This window comes from Asanoa sp. WMMD1127 (assembly GCF_029626225.1).
Classification (GTDB): Bacteria; Actinomycetota; Actinomycetes; order Mycobacteriales; family Micromonosporaceae; genus Asanoa.
The window spans coordinates 3,434,998-3,454,689 of record NZ_JARUBP010000001.1 but is presented as its reverse complement, the minus strand read 5'-3'; the positions used below and the strand labels follow the sequence as shown (position 1 = coordinate 3,454,689).

Genomic DNA, 19,692 nt, shown 5'->3' with positions numbered 1-19,692 from the left:
TACCAACTTAATCACGACTCTGTCCCTTTCGCTCGGTTGGCACATCGCGCCCATAGGGTGGGATCTTTAGTGGACGATCGGGCCGGCGCTGGGGGGCGTGGTGGGGCGAGCGGGGAGGTGGGATGGACGCTGCCGTGCGGCGTAATTCCGTTCCCACCGAGCGGGCGCCGTCGTTCTTCACCTTCGTCGGAGCGGTCATCGCGGTGGCCGCTCTCGTGTCCGCCGTGCCCGTCGGCCGGTTGCCGGGCCAGCTTCCCGATCTGCCGCTCGCCTTCTGGGTGATGGCGGCCCTGGCCGTCCTATGTGACTACCGGCCGTTCGCGCCGCCCGGTCGCCGCCAGAGCTCCGCCGTCTTCCCCTCGATCTGCTTCACGTTCGCCATCCTGCTCGCGTGGGGTCTCGGCCCGGCGCTGCTGGTGCAGGCCGCCGCCGTCGCCGTCTCCTCGTGGCGCCTGCATCACGCGCCCTGGCGGGCGGTGTTCAACGTCGCCCAGTACGCGCTGGCGCTGGGCGCGGCCGAAGCGGTGCTGCGGGGCCTGGGCGAGACGGCGTTCGCGGCCGGTGTCAGTCCAAGCTGGATCGACGTGGTGGCGGTGGCGACGGCCGCCGGGGCCTGGTTCCTCGTCAAGTACGGCACGGTCACCATCGCCGTCCGGCTGCACGCCGGCGGCAACTGGTGGGCCACGTTCCGCCAGGGCGTGGCGTTCGAGTCGGTGTCGATCGGCGCGCTGCTGCTGCTGGCCCCGCTCCTGGTCGGCGGCCCGGCCTCGCGCAGCGTCGCGCTCATCCCGCTGATGCTCGTCCCGCTGTTCGCGGTCTACCGGATGTCGCGCCTCTCGTCCGAACAGGAGCATCTGGCCCGCCTCGACCCGCTCACCGGCCTGGCCAACCGCAAGGCGCTGCTGGCCGAGGTGCACGAGCAGGCCACCCTGCACACCGAGCGCGCCGCGGCGGGCGCGGCCGACCGGCACTTCGCGCTGCTGCTGCTCGACCTCGACCGCTTCAAGCACGTCAACGACGCCCTCGGGCACGCCGTCGGCGACCAGCTGCTGATCGAGGTGAGCGGCCGCCTGGTCGAGGCCGTGGGCCCCAACGACGTCGTGGCCCGCCTCGGCGGTGACGAGTTCGCCATCCTCACGCCCCGGTTGGCCGACGCGTCCGGCGCCCGCGACCTGGCCGACCGCATCGTGGCCACGCTGGCCGAGCCGGTCGCCCTCGACGGCCTGCCGCTCGACGTCGCCGGCTCGATCGGCATCGCGCTGTTCCCCGAACACGGCGACGACTTCGCGACGCTGATGCGGCACGCCGACGTCGCCATGTACGACGCGAAGCACCGCCGCGACACCGTCGTCGTCTACGCGCCGGAGTCCGACCACAACACGCCCGAGCGCCTGAGCCTGCTGGGCGACCTGCGCCTGGCCCTCGACCCCGACGTGGCGGCGCCGGGGTCCGGCGAGATCACGATGTACTACCAGCCGCAGATCGAGATCCAGACCGGCGAGGTGGTCGGCGTCGAGGCGCTGCTGCGCTGGCGCCACCCCAAGCGCGGCATGGTCGACCCCGAAGAACTGATCAAGGTGGCCGAGCAGAGCGCCGTGATGCGCCTGCTGACCCGCAGGGTCGTCGACGACGTCGTCGAGCAGCTGGCGAAGTGGCAGGCGGCCGGCGTCTGCCTGCGGGCCGCGGTCAACGTCAGCATCCGCGACCTGCACACGCTGGAGATCGTCGACCAGATCAAGGAGCGGCTGACCCGCTTCGCTGTCGCCCCGGACCAGCTCCAACTCGAGATCACCGAGGGCGCGCTGATGGCCGACCCGCGGCGGGTGCTGGCCACGATCTCCGAGCTGGCGAAGCTGGGAGTGGCGATCGCCCTGGACGACTTCGGCACGGGCTACTCGTCGATGCAACACCTGCGCCGGCTGCCGCTGACCGAGGTCAAGGTCGACCGCTCGTTCGTGCTCGGCATGGCCACCGACGCCGACGACCACGCCATCGTCCGCACGGTCATCGACCTGGCCGGCGCCCTGGGCTTGCGGGTGGTCGCCGAGGGCGTGGAGGACGAGCGCACCTGGCGCCTGCTCCGCTCGGTCGGTTGTCACGTGGCCCAGGGCTGGTTCTACGCCCGCCCGATGCCGGCCGAAGAGCTCGTCGAATGGCTGGGCCGCTACCGCCCCCTCAACCCGAACTAGCCCGGCTTGGAGCAAGGAACGGCCCGTTACTAACGCTTTCCGCATAGGAACGGTCCGTTCCTAACGGTCGTGGCGGAGCACGCGAGGGTGGCGGGCCTCAGCCCGTCACCCTTCGGCTCGCGTTTGTTCAGGTCGTGTGGAGTGGCTCGGTCGCGTGCCGGTCGTTCTTGACGACCAGTTCGTGGACCACCCGCTCGGTCGTCACCTCGTGGCTGACCAGGTCGGCGACGGCGAGCGCGGCGAGCAGGGCCGCGTTGGCGAAGACCAGCCAGGTCAGGGTCGCGCCCGTGAAGGTCAGCGCGGCGACCAGGGACCAGAGGCCGGCGACCGCGATCGCCGAGTGGCCGAGCTTCACTCCAGGCGTGGTGGCCCGGATGGCGCTGAGCCCGGCGACGGCGGTCAGGCCGGTCGCCACGCCGAAGGCGAGCCAACCCGCGGTGGCCGGCGCGAAGGCGATCGCGGCGACCAGCAGGAAGACACCCCCGGCCAGGTACGACATGTCCAATGCGAAGCGTGGCGTGAGCTTCATGACTGACACCTCCCGGCGTCACGCCCCCGCGTGACGCCAACTGCTGCGGTGAGGCGGGTCGTAACGGGCGCACCCGGGACGGCTCGTCGGGTCCCGCGACCATCCGCGGCGCCCGATTTGTGAAACCTCCTGACCTGCGCAGACATGCCCTTCGGGGCTGTCTCCCCGCTCACACGGGACGGCGGCACTGCTTCATTTCAAAGTTGGCAGGCCGATCGGTGTCTCGGCCGGCAGGGCGCTTCTGGCGCGGACGGCGAGTGGGCGGAGCACCTCGCGGAGGCGGGCCGTGCGGGCCTCGCCGAGCGACTCCCACGGCGCCGCCGCCAACCGGTCGGTGATCGCCTCGATCTCGTCGCGGGCGTCCAGGGCGACCTTGGTCGCGCCCGACTCGTCGAGCCAGCCGCGGTCGCGCAGCCGGTCTGCCGCGGCGGACCAGTCGTCGTCGGTCCAGCCCCGGGCGGGCTGCAGGTATTCGCGCCGCTGGTCGATGGCCGTGCGCCAGACCGCGCACTCACCCCCGTCGAGGCCCGCCACGAGCAGGGCGGCCACGTGGCCGTCGCCGCGGTGTTCGCGCAGGATCGTCGCCGCCTGCCAGAGCACGCCGAGCGCGTCGTCGGGCCAGGGCAGCGCCGCGTTGGCCGCGCCCAGCGCCCGGCCCGACGTCGGCACCGCCGAGGCGGCCGCGCGCAGCAGTTCCGCGGCCTCGTCGATCGGGCCTGCCTCCGCGAGCAGCGACGAAAGCGCCGACCGCGCGCCGGCCAGGCGGGCGGCGAGCGCCTCCGCCGGGGTCGCCCGCGACCAGACGTCGGGCAACGCCCGGGCCACCATGCCGGGCGCGAAGCCGAAGAAGAGCGCCTCGACCGGGGCCGCGCCGACCGCTCCGAGCGGGGCCGCGCGTCCGGCGAAGTAGCCGCGCCAGAAGCCGCGCAGGTTGGCCGCCTCGAACGCCGCTCGGGCCTCGGGGGTGAAGTAGGTGACCGCGTGGATCGGTTCGAACAGCGTCCACATGGTGCGCGGCAGCGGGTCCATGGCGCCGACCGTACCGGCGGCGGACCAGAGCGGACCAGAGCCTTGACTTTGGAGCGCACTCCAAGGTTTACCGTGAATCGCATGCGGGTTGCCGAGTTGGCGCAGGTCGCGGGCGTTTCCGCGGACACGGTGCGGTACTACGAGCGGGCGGGGCTGCTGCCACCGCCGCCGCGGACGGCGTCCGGTTACCGGGCCTACGACGAGAGCGCGGCCGACCGGGTGCGGTTCATCCAGGGCGGTCAGCGGCTCGGGTTGCGGCTGCGGGACATCGCTCAGCTGCTGGCCGTGCGGGACACCGGCGTGTGTCCCTGCGAGCCGGCCGAGGAGCTGCTCAAGCGGCGCCTCGACGAGCTCGACGCGGAGCTGGCCCGGCTCGCGGCACTGCGGGCCGAGATGGTCCGGATGATCGAGGCCCTGCCGTCGAACGACTGCCCGCCACCCGAGCCGGGCACCTGGTGCCCGCCCAGCGACCAGGAGCGGAGGTGATCGACGAATGAGCTGCGGATGCGGATGCGGTTGCGACTGCTAGGGGTGAGGCGCCGCCTGCCGAGCGCGCCGGCGGGCGGCCACGCGCCGTCATTCCACCACGGCCTCGGTCCACGCCCGGGCCAGGATCTCGTCGACCGTCTCGGCCACCGACTGGCCGGACGTGTCCAACCACAGCCCGAGCCGCGGCGTGCCGTCCCGGAGACCGCGGTCGAGCTCCTCGATGCCGAACGTGCCGTAGGCGACCTTGCCCCGGCCCGCCTCCCGATCGGCGATCGCGGCCGGCGACGGCGCCAGCACCACCACGAGCAGCGGCCGGCTGCGGATCAGGCCGACCGTCTCGGGCAGGAACTCGCCCAGGATCACGTCCTGGACCACGACGGTGAACCCGGCGTCGAAGTAGGCGTCGGACACCTGCGCGGCCAGCCCGTAGCGCAGGCGCAGCTGGGCCAGCGCCTCCGCCGACGGGTCGGGCGTCATCTCCGCCCGGCCGCCGACCACCATCCGGCGGAACACGTCGCCGCGTACGTGCACCGATCGCGGCAGCCGCTCCGCCAACGCCTGGGCCACGGTCGACTTGCCCGCCGCCTGCACCCCGGTCAGCAGGATGACGGCCTGGTTCACGATGCGCGGAGCCGGGCGTAGACGTCGCCGGAACGGCCCGTCGGGCGCACCTCGCCGAGCAGCGCGACCAGCTCCGCCGCGCTCAGCCACGACTCGCGGGCCCAGCGCATGGTCTCCACCGGCGAGTAGTTGTATTCGTAGTCGCCCAACGACTCGACCTGGCCCAGCACCGCCAGCCCGGCCTCGTGCGCCATCGGCAGGTATTCGAAGCTCAGCGCCCGCACCGGGCGGGACAGCCCGGCCAGCACCTCGGCCTCGAAGCCCTCCACGTCGATCTTGCAGAACGCCGGTTCGCCGTACTCCTTGATCATGTCGTCGAGGGTCGTCACGCGGACCTCGACCGAGCGGTCCCAGCGGACCTTGGCGAAGCTGCGGTCGCCGGAGACGGTCTCGCGCCAGGCGGTCGACAGCGTCGAGACGGTCGGCGTGGCCGTGGAGATGCCGAGCTGCGCCGTGCCGGGGGTGGCGCCGACCGCGATCGGGGCGATCACCACGCGGTCGTCACGGCCGAAGAACGCCCGGAGTACGCGCAGCAGGTCGGGCTGCGGCTCCACGGCGATCACCGTGGCGCCGAGCGACCGCCAGGCCCGGACCCGGCTGCCGACGTGCGCGCCGATGTCGAAGGCGACGTCGCCGGGGCCGAGAAACTGGCCGTAGAAGCGGACGAGCCGCCGGTGTCGACCGGGCTGGCCGTGATAGATAACCAACGATCGGGCGATTCCCCACGCGCGGGTGAGCATGCAGCGACCCTAGCTGAACTACTCTCGCCGGAATCCCGTAGTCATATCGGGAAGCACGACCGACAAGTGGGAGAGCGCCGATGACCGCGACCGCGTCACCGACGGACCAGGCCGGCCGCGCCACCACCAACCAGGCCCGCGCCGCCCGGCTGGCGGTGTGGGTCGGGCTGGCGTTCAACGTGCTGATCGTCGAAATCCTGTTCTTCACCGGCGACCCGGCCAAGAACGACCTGATCGGCATCGCGAAGTTCATCGCGCTGCACGCCGCCCTGCTGATGATGTTGCAGCTGCTGCTGGTGGCCCGGCTCCCCTGGCTCGACACGTGGATCGGCACCGACAAGCTGACCGCGTGGCACCGGTGGACCGGCATCGCCCTGTTCTGGGCCGTGGTGCTGCACGCGAGCTTCGTGCTGACGGGCTACGCGCAACTGGCCGACATCTCGGTGCCGGCCCAGATCGACGTCTTCCTCGGAGTGTTCCCGACACTGCTCGGCATGCTGGCCGTCACGCTGATCGTGGTCGTCGTGGCGCTCTCGGTGCGGTTCGCCCGGCGCCGCCTCTCCTACGAGCTGTGGCACGCCATCCACCTGCTGCTCTACGCCGCCGTCACGCTGGCCGTCCTGCACCAGCTCTACGAGGGCAGCACGTTCCGGGCCAACGCGCTGACCACGGCGTACTGGTGGGGACTCTGGGGTCTGGTGATCGTGTCCCTGCTGCACGGCCGGGTGGTCACGCCGCTGCTGCGCAACGCCCGGCACCGGCTGCGGGTGGCTGCCGTCGTGCCGGAGTCCGACACGGTGACCTCGATCTACGTGACCGGGCGCGACCTCGCGGGGTTGGAGGCGCGGGCCGGGCAGTTCTTCATCTGGCGGTTCCTGACCCGCGGGCGCTGGTGGCAGTCCAACCCGTTCTCGATCTCGTCGACGCCCGACGGCGAGGTGCTCCGGTTGACGGCGCGGGCGGTCGGCAAGACCAGCGCCGGGCTGCGGCACCTGCCGGTCGGGGCGAAGGTCTTCGTCGAGGGGCCCTACGGCGCGTTCACCAGCCTGCACCGCACCCGCGACGCGACGCTGCTGATCGCCGGCGGAGTCGGGATCACCCCGATCCGATCGCTGCTCGGCGAGCTGACCGGCCCGGTCACGGTGCTCTACCGGGTGCCGACCGAGGCCGACGCGGTGCTGCGGGCGGAGCTCGAGCACTACGTGACCACGCAGGGTGTGACGCTGCATCTGCTGACCGGCCGCACCGGCGCCGGCCAGCCACCCAACCTGCCGTTCGCGCCCGAGAACCTGACCGCGCTGGTGCCCGACATCATGGACCGCGACGTGTACGTGTGTGGGCCGCCCGCGATGACCGACAGCGTGCTGAAGTCGCTGCGCCAGATCGGGGTCCCCAAGCGCCAGGTGCACGCGGAAAGGTTCGCCCTGGCGGGCGACTGAGCAAGCAACGGCCCGTTGCTGACGCTTTCCGCGGAGGAACGGCCCGTTGCTAACGCCCGCCCGGCGGGCGGGGTACGGCCGGGCCGGCCGGCTGTGGCGGCGGCCCTGTAACGGCTGCGCGGCGTAGCTAGCGGATGGTGGCTGAGCCCAGCACGATGTCGCCGGCCGGGTCCGGGCGGTAGGCGACGACCGCCTGGCCCGGGGCCACACCGCGGACCGGCGTGCGCAGCTCCGCCACCAGCTCGCCGCCCGCGACGGACACCACGGCCGGCACCGGCGCGCCGTGCGCGCGCAGCTGCACCTCGCACTCGACCGGGCCGTCCGGCACCGCGCCGCCCGTCCACACCGGACGCTCACCGGCCACGGTGGACACGTCCAGCGCCTCGGCCGGGCCGACCGTGACGGTGTTGGTCACCGGCGTGATCGACAGCACGTAGCGCGGCTTGCCGTCGGGCGCCGGGACGCCGATGTTGAGGCCACGCCGCTGCCCGACCGTGTAGCCGTAGGACCCCGCGTGCGACCCGACCACCGCGCCGGTCAGCGCGTCGACGATGTCGCCGGGCTCCTCCCCCAGCCGGTCGGCCAGGAAGCCGCGGGTGTCGCCGTCGGCGATGAAGCAGATGTCGTGCGAGTCGGGCTTGTCGGCCACGGACAGGCCGCGGGCCGCCGCCTCCTCGCGTACCTGGGCCTTGGTCGTGTCGCCGAGGGGGAACATCGACCGGTCGAGCTGCTCGCGGTTGAGCACGGCCAGCACATAGGACTGGTCCTTGGCGAGGTCGACGCTGCGCCGCAGCAGGCCGTCGGGGCCCAGCCGGGCGTGGTGCCCCGTGACCACCGCGTCGAAGCCGAGCGCGATCGCCCGGTCGAGCACCGCCGCGAACTTGATCTTCTCGTTGCAGCGCAGGCAGGGGTTGGGGGTGCGACCGGCCCGGTATTCCGCGACGAAGTCGTCGACCACGTCCTCGTGGAACCGGTCGGCCATGTCCCAGACATAGAACGGGATGCCGATCACGTCGGCCGCGCGCCGGGCGTCGCGCGAGTCTTCGAGCGTGCAGCAGCCCCGGGCGCCGGACCGGTAGGTCTGCGGATTGCGCGACAGCGCCAGGTGCACGCCGGTGACGTCGTGCCCGGCCGCCGCGGCGCGCGCGGCCGCGACGGCGGAGTCGACCCCGCCGGACATCGCTGCTAGAACCCTCACGGTCGCAAGGGTACGCGGTGCCTCACCTCGAGGACTTGATCATGCCCGCCCGCCGGGCCCGCTCCACCGCCGCCGGCAGCGCCGCGACCAGCGCGTCGACGTCGGCCTGGGTCGAGGTGTGGCCGAGCGTGAAGCGCAGCGACGAGCGCGCGCGGTCGTCGTCGTTGCCCATCGCGAGGAGCACGTGCGACGGCTGGGCCACTCCGGCCGAACAGGCGGAGCCCGTCGAGCAGGCGACCCCCTGGGCGTCGAGGAGCAGCAGCAGCGCGTCGCCCTCGCAGCCGGGGAAGGAGAAGTGCGCGTTGCTGGGCAGGCGGTCGACCGGGTCGCCGTTGTAGATCACGTCGGGCACCACGCCCCGGACCCCGTCGACCAGCGCGTCACGGAGGGCGGCGACGCGGGCCGCATATTCCCGCTGGGTCTTGACACTGGTCTCCACCGCGACCGCGAACGCGACGATGCCGGGGGCGTCGAGCGTGCCCGAGCGCACGTCGCGCTCCTGGCCGCCGCCGTGCAGCAGCGGCGTGGCGGTCACGTCGCGGCCGAGCAGCAGCGCGCCGACCCCGACGGGGCCGCCCAGCTTGTGCCCGGTGACGGTGAGCGCGGCGGCGCCGCTGGCGGCGAAGTCGACCGGCACCTGGCCGACGGCCTGCACGGCGTCGGTGTGGAACGGGACCTGCTTCGCCGCGGCCAGGGCGGCCAGCTCGGCGATCGGCTGGAGCGTGCCCACCTCGTTGTTGGCCCACATGGCGGTGACCACCGCGACGTCGTCGTCGAGGGCCTCGGCCAGGCTCGCGGGATCGAGCCGCCCGCTGGGGTCGACGGGCAGCCAGGTCGCGGCGGCGCCCTCGTGCCGGACCAGCCACTCGACGGAGTCGAGCACCGCGTGGTGTTCGACCGCGCTGGCGATCACCCGGACCCGGCCCGGCCGCTCGGCCCGGCGCGCCCAGAAGATGCCCTTGACGGCCAGGTTGTCGGCTTCGGTCCCGCCACCGGTGAAGATCACCTCGGAGGGCCGGGCGCCGAGGGCGGCCGCGATGCGCTCACGCGACTCTTCGACGTGCCGGCGCGCGCACCGGCCGGCGGCGTGCAGCGACGAGGGGTTGCCGACCTCCCGGGCCGTGGCGGCGTAGGCCTCGATGGCCTCGTCGAGCATCGGCGTCGTGGCGGCGTGGTCCAGGTATGCCATCACGGTTCAGCGTAGCCCCGTGCGGTCCTTACGTACGGAAAGGGACCCTCGTCACGACGAGGGCCCCTGTCCCGACCACTCACTTGCGCTTGCGGATCTCCTCCGCGGCCTGCGGGACGACCTTGAAGAGGTCGCCGACCACGCCGTAGTCGGCCAGCTCGAAGATCGGCGCCTCGCCGTCCTTGTTGACCGCGACGATGGTCTTCGAGGTCTGCATGCCGGCCCGGTGCTGGATCGCGCCGGAGATGCCGAGTGCGATGTAGAGCTGCGGCGAGACCGTCTTGCCCGTCTGGCCCACCTGGAACTGGTGCGGATAGAAACCCGAGTCGACCGCCGCGCGGGACGCGCCGACGGCGCCGCCGAGCAGGTCGGCCAGCTCCTCGACCAGCTTGAAGTTGTCGCCGCTGCCGACGCCGCGGCCGCCGGAGACGACCACCGACGCCTCGGTGAGCTCCGGGCGCGAGCCCTTCGTCTCGGTCACCCGGTCGACCACCTTGGCCAGGGTGTCGGCCGCGCCGAGGCTGACCTCGAGCTGCTCGACGGCGGGAGTGGCCGGCGCCGGGGTCGGCGCGAGCGAGTTCGGGCGGATGGTGGCGATCGGGATGCCCCGGGTCACCTTCGACTTGACGATGACCTGGCCGGCGAAGGCCGGCTGCGTGGCGACACCGTCGGCGGTCAGCTCGACCGCGTCGGTGAGCAGGCCGTTGTCGAGCTTGACGGCCAGGCGGCCGGCGATCTCCTTGCCCTCCTGGGTGGACGGCAGGAGCACCGCGGCCGGCTGCACCCGCTTGACCAGCTCGGCCAGCGCGGTCGCCTTCGGCGACACCAGGTAACCGTCGATGTCCTCACCCTCGGCGGCGTAGATCTTCTCCGCGCCGTACTCGCCGAGCTTGTCGGTCAGGGCCGCCGTGGCGCCGCTGGCGCCGAAGACCACCGCCGCCGGCGTGCCGATCTGGCGGGCCAGGGTGAGCAGCTCGAGCGTGACCTTCTTGACGGTGAAGTCGCGGGTGGCCTCGACCAGGACCAGTACCTCAGCCATGACTGCGCCTCCTCAGACGAACTTCTCGGACGACAGGAACTCGACCAGTGCGACGCCGCCGTTGCCGTCGTCGGTGACCTTCTGGCCACCCGAGCGCGGCGGGCGCTTGGCGTGCTCGACCACCTCGGAGGTGGCGCCGGCGAAACCGACCTCGCTCGGCTCGACGCCCAGGTCGCTCAGCGCGAGCGTCTGCACCGGCTTCTTCTTGGCGGCCATGATCCCCTTGAACGAGGGGTAGCGCGGCTCGTTGATCGTGTCCCAGACCGACACCACGGCGGGCGTCGCGGCGGTGACCACCTCGTAGCCCTCGTCGGTCTGCCGCTCGATGGTCAGCGTGCCGCCCTCGACGGTCAGCTTGCGGGCGCCGGTCAGCGCCGCGATGCCGAGCCGCTCGGCGAGCATGTGCGGCATGACCTGGACGCGGCCGTCGGTCGACTCGGCGCCGGCGAGCACCAGGTCGGCGTTGAGCGTGCCGAGCGCGGCGGCCAGCACCTTCGAGGTGGTGACGGCGCACGACCCGTGCAGGGCGTCGTCGATCACGTGGACGGCCTTGTCGGGGCCCATCGACAGCGCCTTGCGGATCGACTCCGCGGCGCGCTCGGGGCCCATCGTGAGCACCGTGACCTCGCCGCCGTGCGCCTCCTGGATCCGCAACGCCTCCTCGATGGCGTATTCGTCCATCTCGTTGATGACGTTGTTGGCCGACTGACGGTCGACCGTGTTGTCGCCAGCGAGGTTGCGCTCCGAGCCGGAGTCGGGCACCTGCTTGACGAGGACGACGATGTTCATCGCGTTTCGACGACCCTCCTGGTTGGTTGACGCGCACTCAGGCCGCAGCCTGCCGGGCGCCTTAACGCCCGGTCAATCGCAGGGCGGTGTGGAGTTGCCCACGGCTAACTTACCCGCGAGTAGCTTCCGCTCCGCAGACTGTCAGCGTGACACGGCTCACGCAGGTGAGGCGAGCGCGGCACGCACCTTGGCCAGGACCGCCGCCTCGGAGGCGTTGACGCCGTGCGCGGCCTCGGCCGCCCGCTGCGCCGCCGACAGCACCGCGTCGCGGTAGTTGTCGACCTCGTCGGGTGCCTTGGAACGCAGAATCGCCAGCGACTGGCCGAGCGCGGGGAACACCTCGGCCTCGACGCCGTCGACGTCGCGGCGGGGGAACTTGGGCAGGGCGCCGGAGGTGAGCACGTCGCGGGCCAGGCCGCGGGCGCCGGTGAACGCCTCGGCGGCGGCGGCGCTCTCCCGGAGCATCGACAGGAAGCCGGGATCGGCGTGGGACACCAGGTAGACCACGCCGAAGGCGGCGCGTTTCAGGGTCGCCCGCTCGTGATCGTTCAGCACAGCCACGCTCACGGATGGTAGACGTAGGGCGTCGTGGTGGTGACCGCCACGAAGCCCAGCCGCTCGAGAATCGGCCGGCTGTCGTCGGACGCGTCGACCTGGAGCAGCGTGAAGCCGTTGGCGTCGGCCATGCGGGCGCGGTGCGCGACCAGGGCGCGATAGATGCCGCGCCGCCGGTAGGCCGGGAGGGTGGAGCCGCCCCAGAGCGTGGCGAAGGCCGTACCCGGGACGAACCTCACCCAGCCGGCGCTGACGACCTCGTTGGTCTGCTCGTCCTCGGCGACGGTGACCACGATGTCGCTCGGGTGGGCGGTGATCTCCTGCTCCAGCATGTCGGCGATCCAGCCGCGGTCGTCGCTCCAGACCGCCTCCTCCATCGCCACGATGCGGTCGAAGTCGGCGCGGTCGGTGACGTCGCGCAGGCGGATGCCGGCCGGGACCACGGGCAGGGCGGCCGCGAGCGGCGCCACCGGCCCGATCACCACGGTCTCCTGCTCCTCCGGCTCGAAGCCGTGCGCCGTCAGCCGGTGCGCCAGGTCGGCCGGCTCGTCGTGGCCGTGCAGCTTCCACTCGACCTGCTCGCCGCGGTCGCGGAAGATGTCGCGCTGGCGGGCGATCAGCGCGTCGAGGTCGGCACCGTCGAGCCCACCGAGGGACTCGTAGACGATGTAACCGCCGCCCATCATCCCGGACGCCCGCTTCAGCGGACCGTCGAACTCGACCGTGATGCCCGGGAGTTCCGGATCATAGGCCCGGAGCTGGCTGTCGTACGCGGAACGCAGTGCGGAGATGTCCAGGTCGCCCATGCGGCCCAGGGTAGGCGACGCGTCGAACGATAATCGGCATGTGATCAAGCGGTGGTGGGACCCGCAGGACGTCGGTGAGACACCGGACTACCGGTTCTCGTTGGCCAACGAACGCACGTTCCTCGCCTGGATCCGCACGGCGCTGGCGTTGGTGGCGGGCGGGTTGGCCGCGGCACAGTTCCTGCCGGTGCTCGGAGTCGCCCATCTGCGCGAGGTCATCGCCGTGGCGCTGCTGGTGCTCGGCGCCGTCGTGGCGCTGCGGGCCGTCGACCACTGGGCCCGGGCCGAGCGGGCCATGCGGCAGCGCCGCGACCTGCCGCCGTCGCGGTTCCCCGCCCTGCTGTCCATTCTGGTCGCGCTGGGCGCGCTGCTGCTGGTGGCCGCCGTGCTGGTGCAGGCCGCCCGTGGCTGAGCCACCCGACTTCCGGGTCGCCGACACCGGGGTCGCGTGGATCCGCACCCGGTTGGCGTGGGGGCGCACGGTGCTGACGCTGTCGGTGGTCGCCGTGCTGGCCGCCCGGTTCGGCGTGCGGCACGGCCTGCTGGGCGGGGTGTACGCCGCGGTGGCGGTGGCCGGTTGGGCGGTGGCCGGGCTGTGGGTGATGCGCCGGTTGCGGCAGCTCTCGGGCCGTTCGCGGCCGGTGTCGGCGGCCACGCCGCGGGTGCTGATGGCGGCCGCGCTGATCGCTCCGGCGTACGCGATCCTCGGCTTGTTGATGCTGTTGACTCTCTGACCAACGTTTTGTCAACGCCACGGGGTGGCCCCGGCGGGCACCAACGGTCCATCATGTCCGCATGGTGCGCCTCTACGGTCTGCTCTTCGTGGCCCAACTCGTGCTCGCGGTGGCCGCGCTGATCAGCTGCCTGTCCGCCGACGAGGGCGAGATCCGGGCCCTGCCGCGCATCGCCTGGGTGCTCATCATCCTGTTCTTCCCGCTGGTCGGCGGCGTGGCCTGGTTCGTCGCGGGCCGGCCCGAGCCGCGGCGGGCGGCCGGTCAGTGGCGGCCCGGCAGCGGCTTCCCGGAGTCGGAGCGGCCGCGGCAGAAGGCGCCCGACGACGACCCCGAGTTCCTCAAGTCGCTCAACCAGCGGCGCAAGGAAGACGCGGAGCTGTTCGAGCAGTGGGAGGCCGACCTACGTCGGCGCGAGGAAGAGCTACGCAAGGAAAAGGACGACCCGGGCCGAGGCTGACGCCGGCGGCGATGCCTGACGGGGCAGCGGCCCGACGGGAGGGAGGACGCGGCCCCCCGTTGGCCGCGTTCACCCCCCTCGGCGGCCGACTGCGCACACGGCGGCTGCGGCCGGTGCCTACTGTGCAGAAGCTGTGTTGGATCTGCGTTGGCTGAACCAGCGAGGTATGGCGTTCGTGCACTAACGTGAATAACCGTCTTTGCCATGGTAACAACGGGAGATGCCATGCGGTTCGAGGTTCTGGGCCCGCTGCGCGCACTGCGCACGGACCGCGCCGACCCTGAGGCCATCGTGCTGGCCGCGCGCCAGCACCGGGTGGTGCTCGCCAACCTCCTGGCCGAGGCCAACCGCGCGGTCTCCGTCGCGGTGCTCGCCGAGGCGCTGTGGGAGAAGAGCGCGGTCGAGGAGAGCCGGCGCGGCGCCATCCGCGTGCTCATCCACCACCTGCGCCGCTCGCTCGGCGACGAGGTGCTCCGCCGGGCGCCGGCCGGCTACCTGCTCTCCGTGACGCCGGGCCAGCTCGACGCCGAGACGTTCGAGACGTTGGTCGTCCGCGCCGGTCGGCTGCGGTCCGACGGCCAGACCGAGGAGGCCCGCCGGGCGCTGCGCAAGGCGCTCGGCTTGTGGCGTGGGCCCACCGCCTACGACGGCGACGACTACGGCGACCGGGTGCGGGCCGAGGCGGCGCGCCTGCACGAGCTGCGGCTGGCGGCCTACGAGGACTGCTTCGAGCTCGAGCTCGAGCTGGGCCGGCACCGCGAGATCGGCGGCGAGCTGCGCGCGCTGGCCGAGCAGCACCCCCTGCGCGAGCGGTTGCAGGGCCAGCTGATGACCGCGCTGGCCCGGGCCGACCGGCGGGGCGAGGCGCTGGCCGCCTTCGAGCGCACGCGCCGCCTCCTCGCCGAGGAGCTCGGCGTCGACCCCGGCGACAACCTGCGCGAGCTGCACCGGCGCATCCTGCGGGCCGCCGTGCACGAGCGCACCGCGCCGGCACAGCTGCCACCGCCGGCGCGCACGTTCCTCGGCCGTGACGAGCCGCTGCGCCGGCTCGACGCGCTGGCCGCCGCCGAAACCGCCGGCCCCGTCGTGGTCGTCGTCTCCGGCATGGCCGGCGTCGGCAAGACCACCCTGGCCGTCCACTGGGGCCATCGGGTCCGCCGCCGCTTCCCCGACGGCCAGCTCGCCGTCGACCTGCGCGGCTGGGCTCAGAGCCGGTCGATGCGGCCGGTCGAGGTGATCGGCCGGTTCCTGACCGCGTTCGGCGTGCCGACGGCCAACACACCGGTCGACCTCGACGACGCGATCCAGCTCTACCGCACGCTCACCGCCGACAAGCGGCTGCTCGTGCTGCTCGACAACGCCGAGCACGCCGACCAGGTGCGCCCGCTGCTCCCGGCCGGCGACGGCAGCGTGACGCTGGTGACCAGCCGCAACAGGTTGGCGGGCCTGGTCGCGGTCGACGGCGCGGTCCCGGTGCCGCTCGACGTGCTGCGGCCGAGCACGTCGAGCGCCCTGCTCGGCCGCCTGCTCGGGCCCGAGGTGCTGGGGCGGGAGCCGGCAGCGGCCGCCGAGCTCGCCGAGCTGACCGGCCATCTCCCCCTCGCGCTGCGGATCGCCGCCGCACAGATCGACCCGGCGGTTCCGGACCCGATCGCCACCTACAACCAGCGCCTCCGCGACGGCGACCGGCTGGCCGGCCTCGGCATCGAACACGACACGGCCGCCACCGTCTCGGCCGCGTTCGACCTGAGCTACGCGGCCCTCCCCGACCCGGCGCGGCGCCTGTTCCGCCTGCTCTCGCTGGTCCCGGGCGCCGAGTTCGGGTCGGGGCTGGCGGCGGCGCTGGCCGACCTGCCGGATGTGTCGCCGGCCCTGGACGCGCTGGTCGCGGCCAACCTGGTCACGGACCGCGGCGCGGGGCGGCATGGGTTGCATGACCTGGTCGCGGAATACGCCCGGGGACGGCTGGTCGCCGACGAGGCGGACCACCAGGCCGCCCGCGACCGCCTCTACGGCTACTACCTCGACCACGTCGACACCGCGAGCCGCCTCGTCTACCCGGAGTTCTCACGGCTACCACCACCGTCCGACCTGGATCCGGGCATGCGCTGGACCGCGCCCGACGCGATCCGCGCCGCCGACGACGGCCGAGCGGCGAGCCATACCGGCCGGGTCGGCCTTTCGGGGGCCGGCCCGATGTCGGCGGCTGCCGGACGAGATCCAGTCGGTCAGCCTGCGGCCGCGGGGGCCGCGGGCAAGCCGGTTCAGGACGTCGTGACGGGAAAGACCAACTCGGGCCAGGCGGCGCCAGATCTTGTGGTGCACGCCGGCCACAAGGTCGCAGTTCTCATCGACGAGAGTGCGGACGCGGAGGCGGCGAGCGACCCGGTCCAGGACAAGAACGGGCGGCCCGCGGCTGAGAGGGCCGCGCGCGACGGCGGTCATCGGACGATCTCCGATCGGTTCGCGCGCGGAGGCTGGCTATCTGGCGCGCCGTCGACCGCGTCCAAGTCGGACGGCGAGGCCGACGCCGCGTCCTCTGGCGTGCCGGCCGAGCAGTCGGCCGGAGCGTCCGACCTCAGGGGCGGATCGGGTGAGAAGGATCCAATAGGTCCGGAGGTTGGGGAGCTACCCGAGCCCGGGCTTCCCGCTCAGCCGGAGCCCGCGGAGGAGCCCACGACCGGCACCTTCCAGGACGCGGGCGAGGCGGTCGACTGGATCACGGCTGAGCTGCCCAACCTCGTGCCGGCCGTGGCGGCCGCGGCGCAGCATGGGCCGCGGTGGGCGGCCGTGCGGCTCGCGGACGCGTTGCGGCCGTTCCTGTGGTCGGCCGGTAGTCCGACCGAGTGGCAGGCGATCGCCGAGGCCGCGTTGGCCGCGGCCACCGCCGACGGTGATCCGATGGGCACCGCCTCCGCCGAGATCAGCCTGGGTGACCTGCACGCCCAGCGGTCCGACGCGGCGGCGGCCGAACCGCACTACCTGCGGGCGTTGGAGCTCGCGCGGTCCAGTGGCTGGCGCACCGGCGAGGGCGGCGTCATGGGCAACCTCGCTCTGCTGCACTGGCGCAACGGGCGGCTGACCGACGCCGTCGAGCTGTTCGAGGGCAGCATCGAGGTCGCGCAGCGCAACGCCAACCCGTCGGCCGAGGCGACCGTGCTCGGCAACCTGTCCGGGCTCTACTGGGCGCTGGGGCGGCTCGACGAGTCGGCCGCCGTGCTGCAGCGGGGGCTGCGGCTCCACCGGGCCGCGGGGTGGCCGCAGTCGTCCGCGATCGCGTTCCTCGGGCTCGGGCTCATCCGGGCCGAGCAGGGTCGTTACCGGCAGGCCCGGCGCACGCTCAACGGCGCCCTGCGGATGGCCGTCCGGCACGCCAACCGGCGCACCGAGGGTGACATCCTCTGCGCGATCGCTCAGGTGCACGCCGCCTGTGGCGAGGGTGCCGAGGCGTTGCGGATGGCGCGGCGGGCGATCGAGGTCGGCGTCGAGACCGAGCGGGCCCGACTGCTGGCCGACGCGCACAAGGCCCTCGGCGTCGCGCACGCCGCCAACAGCGACCTCGGTCCGGCCGCCGACGCGTTGGACGAGGCGATCCGGCTGGCGCGGCGGGCGGCCTACCCGCACACCGAGGTGAGCGCTCTCGTGCTGCTCGCCGACGTGCGTCGCGAGCAGGGTCGGCCGGACGCCGCCCGGGAGCTCGCGGAGACCGCGCTCGACCAGGCGCGGGCCGCCGGCTTCCGGATCGTCGAAGGCCGCGCGCTGTGGGTGCTGGCGAGCTGCGCCCACGACCGTGGGGACCGGGCCAGCGCCATGCACGACGTACGCACGGCCTTGAAGATCTTCCGCGACAGCGGCCACCGGCCGGGCATCGCCGCCGCGCTCCTGCTGCTCGGCGACGTCCTGGTCGAGTGGGGCGACATCGAGACCGGCACCGAGATGTGGATCAAAGCCCGCGACCTGTACGCCGACCTCGCCTCCCCCAGGGTCGTCGACGCCCAGTCGCGGCTCGGCGTCTGACGCAGAGAGGAGAGTCAGCCGTGCCGTTCGACCGCGCGTTGGACGGCCCGGTAGATCTGCCCGAAGCGCAGCGTGTTGGTGGTGCGGAGGAGGAGCTGGTCGTGGCCCGCGTACCGGATCCAGATCTCGTTGACCGCCGTGCCTTCGTCGTAGGAGCGGTCCAGCCAGCTCAGCGGCAGCTCCGCGAAGGGCAGCAGCACCAGCGCGCCGATCACGCCCGCGCCCAGCACCGCGGCGGCCAGGCCCCAGGCCGCCCGGTCGCCGGCGGAATAGACCAGCGAGATGGCGCAGACGATCGCGGCGAGGGGCAGGATCGAGATGATCAGGATGAGGGCACCCCGGCCGAGGCGGCGGGACCTGGTGCCGGTCGTACCCGAGCCGCGCTTGTGCCAGACCATCTCCAGCGCCGCGACCGGATAGAGCACCCCGTCGACCCGCACGGCGTCGGACGTCACCTGCACGTGCTGGTCGCGGTAGTAGACGGTCACCTCTTCAGGAAAACCGCTGCGGTCAATATCTCGGCGCCGCTTCCAGGGCGCGTTGCAGCGCTCGGTAAATCTGACCAAACGTCAGCGCGTCGCCCGTGCGGACGAGCAGCGTGGGCCGGCCGCCGACCTCGGCCCAGATCTCGAGCGCCCGCGCGCCCTTGGAATAGGACAGGTCGAGGCGGCCCAGCAGGAAGTCGGCCAGCGGCGCCGCGGCGAGGCCGATCAGCACCGAGACGCCGACGATCAGCACGGTGGTCGCCGTCGACGTGTGCAGGCGCAGCGCCAGCGCGATGCCGCACGCGGCGGTGACCAGCGGGACCACGAGGGCGACACCGATCGCGCCGCGGCCGGCCATCGTGCCCCACGAGCGCTCGCCCCGCCGGTGCCACACCCGGGAGAGCGTGGCCAGCGGGTAGCTGCGCCCGGCGACCCTGATCGCCTGCGACGTGACCTGCACCGCACGGTCGTTGTAGTAAGTGATCATCCCTACCACCAGAAAGGACCCATCACCAAGTTACCCAATCGCGGACCCCGTAATGTGTGCCGGACGCCAGAAGCACATGGAGGTGTGACGTGGGCGAGCTCGTCCGGCTCGACAAGCACGACGGAATCGGCACGATCCGACTCGAGCGACCGCCGATGAACGCGCTCAACACCCAGGTGCAGGAGGAGATCCGGGCCGCGGCCCTCGAAGCGGCCGACGACGACAGCGTCCGGGCCGTCGTCGTCTACGGCGGCGAGAAGGTCTTCGCCGCGGGCGCCGACATCAAGGAAATGACCGCGATGTCGTACGTGGACATGGCGGGCCGGGCGGCGAACCTGTCCGCGGCGCTCGGCGCGGTGGCCCGCATCCCGAAGCCGGTCGTCGCGGCGATCACGGGGTACGCGCTCGGCGGCGGCTGCGAGCTCGCGCTGGCCTGCGACTGGCGGGTCGTGGCCGACGACGCCAAGCTCGGCCAGCCCGAGATCAAGCTGGGCATCATCCCCGGCGCCGGCGGCACCCAGCGGCTCGCCCGGCTCGTCGGCCCGGCGCGGGCCAAGGACATCGTGCTCTCCGGCCGCATGGTCGACGCCGACGAGGCGCTGCGGATCGGGCTCGCCGACAAGGTGGTGCCGGCCGCCGACGTCTACGCGGAGGCGGTCGCGCTGGTCCGCCCCTACGCCAATGGTCCGGCCCAGGCGATCCGCGCGGCCAAGGCGGCCATCGACGGCGGTCTCGACATGGACCTCAACTCCGGTCTGGCCTGGGAGAGCCAGCTCTTCGCGGCGCTGTTCGCGACCGACGACCGGCGCGAGGGCATGACCGCGTTCGTCGAGAAGCGCAAGCCGGACTTCACCGGTCGCTGACCGAGCGTCGCCGCCCGAGCACGCTGAGGAACCGGCG

General features: G+C 72.9%; 20 protein-coding genes. 8 read left to right on the top strand and 12 right to left on the bottom strand.

Annotated elements, in window-relative coordinates; all coding sequences use genetic code 11:
• Positions 1–122 precede the first annotated feature (122 nt).
• Positions 123–2,189: an EAL domain-containing protein gene (locus O7635_RS16430; protein ID WP_278081306.1), complete on the top strand. Its 2,067-nt coding sequence runs from the start codon at positions 123–125 to the stop codon at positions 2,187–2,189.
• Positions 2,190–2,316: 127 nt separating this feature from the next.
• Here the strand turns inward: O7635_RS16430 and O7635_RS16425 are convergent, their stop codons facing one another.
• Both O7635_RS16425 and O7635_RS16420 read right to left on the bottom strand, forming a co-directional pair.
• Positions 2,317–2,718, bottom strand: coding sequence for a hypothetical protein (locus O7635_RS16425; RefSeq protein ID WP_278081305.1), 402 nt, complete (start codon positions 2,716–2,718; stop codon positions 2,317–2,319).
• A gap of 192 nt (positions 2,719–2,910) precedes the next feature.
• Entirely contained in the window at positions 2,911–3,726 is an 816-nt protein-coding gene (locus O7635_RS16420) for a hypothetical protein (protein ID WP_278085495.1), read from the bottom strand.
• 102 nt (positions 3,727–3,828) lie between these two features.
• Here O7635_RS16420 and O7635_RS16415 point away from each other — a divergent pair, with 102 nt between their 5' ends.
• A complete protein-coding gene (locus O7635_RS16415; protein WP_278081304.1) occupies positions 3,829–4,233 on the top strand; it encodes a heavy metal-responsive transcriptional regulator in 405 nt (134 codons plus the stop codon).
• A 90-nt stretch (positions 4,234–4,323) separates the two neighbouring features.
• Here the strand turns inward: O7635_RS16415 and O7635_RS16410 are convergent, their stop codons facing one another.
• Together O7635_RS16410 and O7635_RS16405 are read right to left on the bottom strand one after the other, a co-directional pair.
• Entirely contained in the window at positions 4,324–4,857 is a 534-nt protein-coding gene (locus O7635_RS16410; protein WP_278081303.1) for an AAA family ATPase, read from the bottom strand.
• Positions 4,854–5,597, bottom strand: a complete 744-nt coding sequence (locus O7635_RS16405) for an FkbM family methyltransferase (protein ID WP_278081302.1) — start codon at positions 5,595–5,597, stop codon at positions 4,854–4,856. The genes O7635_RS16410 and O7635_RS16405 overlap by 4 nt, the downstream gene beginning before the upstream one ends.
• Before the next feature lie 80 nt (positions 5,598–5,677).
• Between O7635_RS16405 and O7635_RS16400 the strand changes: the two genes are divergently transcribed.
• Positions 5,678–7,036 carry a ferredoxin reductase family protein gene (locus O7635_RS16400; RefSeq protein WP_278081301.1) on the top strand — a complete coding sequence of 453 codons (1,359 nt, stop codon included), beginning with the start codon at positions 5,678–5,680 and terminating at the stop codon, positions 7,034–7,036.
• A 127-nt stretch (positions 7,037–7,163) separates the two neighbouring features.
• On the opposite strand, the gene mnmA is transcribed toward O7635_RS16400, so the two are convergent.
• From mnmA to O7635_RS16370, 6 genes are all read right to left on the bottom strand, one after another.
• On the bottom strand, positions 7,164–8,234 hold the full coding sequence (mnmA, locus tag O7635_RS16395) for a tRNA 2-thiouridine(34) synthase MnmA (RefSeq protein ID WP_278081300.1): 1,071 nt from the start codon (positions 8,232–8,234) through the stop codon (positions 7,164–7,166).
• A 22-nt stretch (positions 8,235–8,256) separates the two neighbouring features.
• A complete protein-coding gene (locus O7635_RS16390; protein ID WP_278081299.1) occupies positions 8,257–9,423 on the bottom strand; it encodes a cysteine desulfurase family protein in 1,167 nt (388 codons plus the stop codon).
• Between the two features lie 79 nt (positions 9,424–9,502).
• A complete protein-coding gene (locus O7635_RS16385; RefSeq protein ID WP_278081298.1) occupies positions 9,503–10,462 on the bottom strand; it encodes an electron transfer flavoprotein subunit alpha/FixB family protein in 960 nt (319 codons plus the stop codon).
• Positions 10,463–10,474: 12 nt separating this feature from the next.
• Positions 10,475–11,251: an electron transfer flavoprotein subunit beta/FixA family protein gene (locus tag O7635_RS16380; protein WP_278081297.1), complete on the bottom strand. Its 777-nt coding sequence runs from the start codon at positions 11,249–11,251 to the stop codon at positions 10,475–10,477.
• A gap of 156 nt (positions 11,252–11,407) precedes the next feature.
• Entirely contained in the window at positions 11,408–11,812 is a 405-nt protein-coding gene (locus tag O7635_RS16375) for a hypothetical protein (RefSeq protein ID WP_278081296.1), read from the bottom strand.
• 2 nt (positions 11,813–11,814) lie between these two features.
• A complete protein-coding gene (locus O7635_RS16370; protein WP_278081295.1) occupies positions 11,815–12,612 on the bottom strand; it encodes a GNAT family N-acetyltransferase in 798 nt (265 codons plus the stop codon).
• Here O7635_RS16370 and O7635_RS16365 point away from each other — a divergent pair.
• From O7635_RS16365 to O7635_RS16350, 4 genes are all read left to right on the top strand, one after another.
• A complete protein-coding gene (locus tag O7635_RS16365; protein WP_278081294.1) occupies positions 12,611–13,024 on the top strand; it encodes a DUF202 domain-containing protein in 414 nt (137 codons plus the stop codon). The two genes, O7635_RS16370 and O7635_RS16365, sit on opposite strands and share 2 nt — an antisense overlap.
• Positions 13,017–13,346, top strand: coding sequence for a DUF202 domain-containing protein (locus O7635_RS16360; protein WP_278081293.1), 330 nt, complete (start codon positions 13,017–13,019; stop codon positions 13,344–13,346). Before O7635_RS16365 ends, O7635_RS16360 begins: the two co-directional genes overlap by 8 nt.
• 61 nt (positions 13,347–13,407) lie before the next feature.
• Positions 13,408–13,803 (top strand): PLD nuclease N-terminal domain-containing protein, encoded by a 396-nt coding sequence (locus tag O7635_RS16355; RefSeq protein WP_278081292.1) that lies wholly within the window; start codon positions 13,408–13,410, stop codon positions 13,801–13,803.
• Between the two features lie 225 nt (positions 13,804–14,028).
• On the top strand, positions 14,029–17,820 hold the full coding sequence (locus O7635_RS16350; protein WP_278081291.1) for a BTAD domain-containing putative transcriptional regulator: 3,792 nt from the start codon (positions 14,029–14,031) through the stop codon (positions 17,818–17,820).
• Positions 17,821–17,834: 14 nt separating this feature from the next.
• Here O7635_RS16350 and O7635_RS16345 read toward each other — a convergent pair whose 3' ends face one another.
• On the bottom strand, positions 17,835–18,308 hold the full coding sequence (locus O7635_RS16345; RefSeq protein WP_278081290.1) for a DUF6232 family protein: 474 nt from the start codon (positions 18,306–18,308) through the stop codon (positions 17,835–17,837).
• Between the two features lie 22 nt (positions 18,309–18,330).
• Positions 18,331–18,792, bottom strand: coding sequence for a DUF6232 family protein (locus tag O7635_RS16340; RefSeq protein ID WP_278081289.1), 462 nt, complete (start codon positions 18,790–18,792; stop codon positions 18,331–18,333).
• An 89-nt stretch (positions 18,793–18,881) separates the two neighbouring features.
• Here O7635_RS16340 and O7635_RS16335 point away from each other — a divergent pair, with 89 nt between their 5' ends.
• Positions 18,882–19,655: an enoyl-CoA hydratase-related protein gene (locus O7635_RS16335; RefSeq protein ID WP_278081288.1), complete on the top strand. Its 774-nt coding sequence runs from the start codon at positions 18,882–18,884 to the stop codon at positions 19,653–19,655.
• The last annotated feature ends 37 nt before the right edge of the window (positions 19,656–19,692 follow it).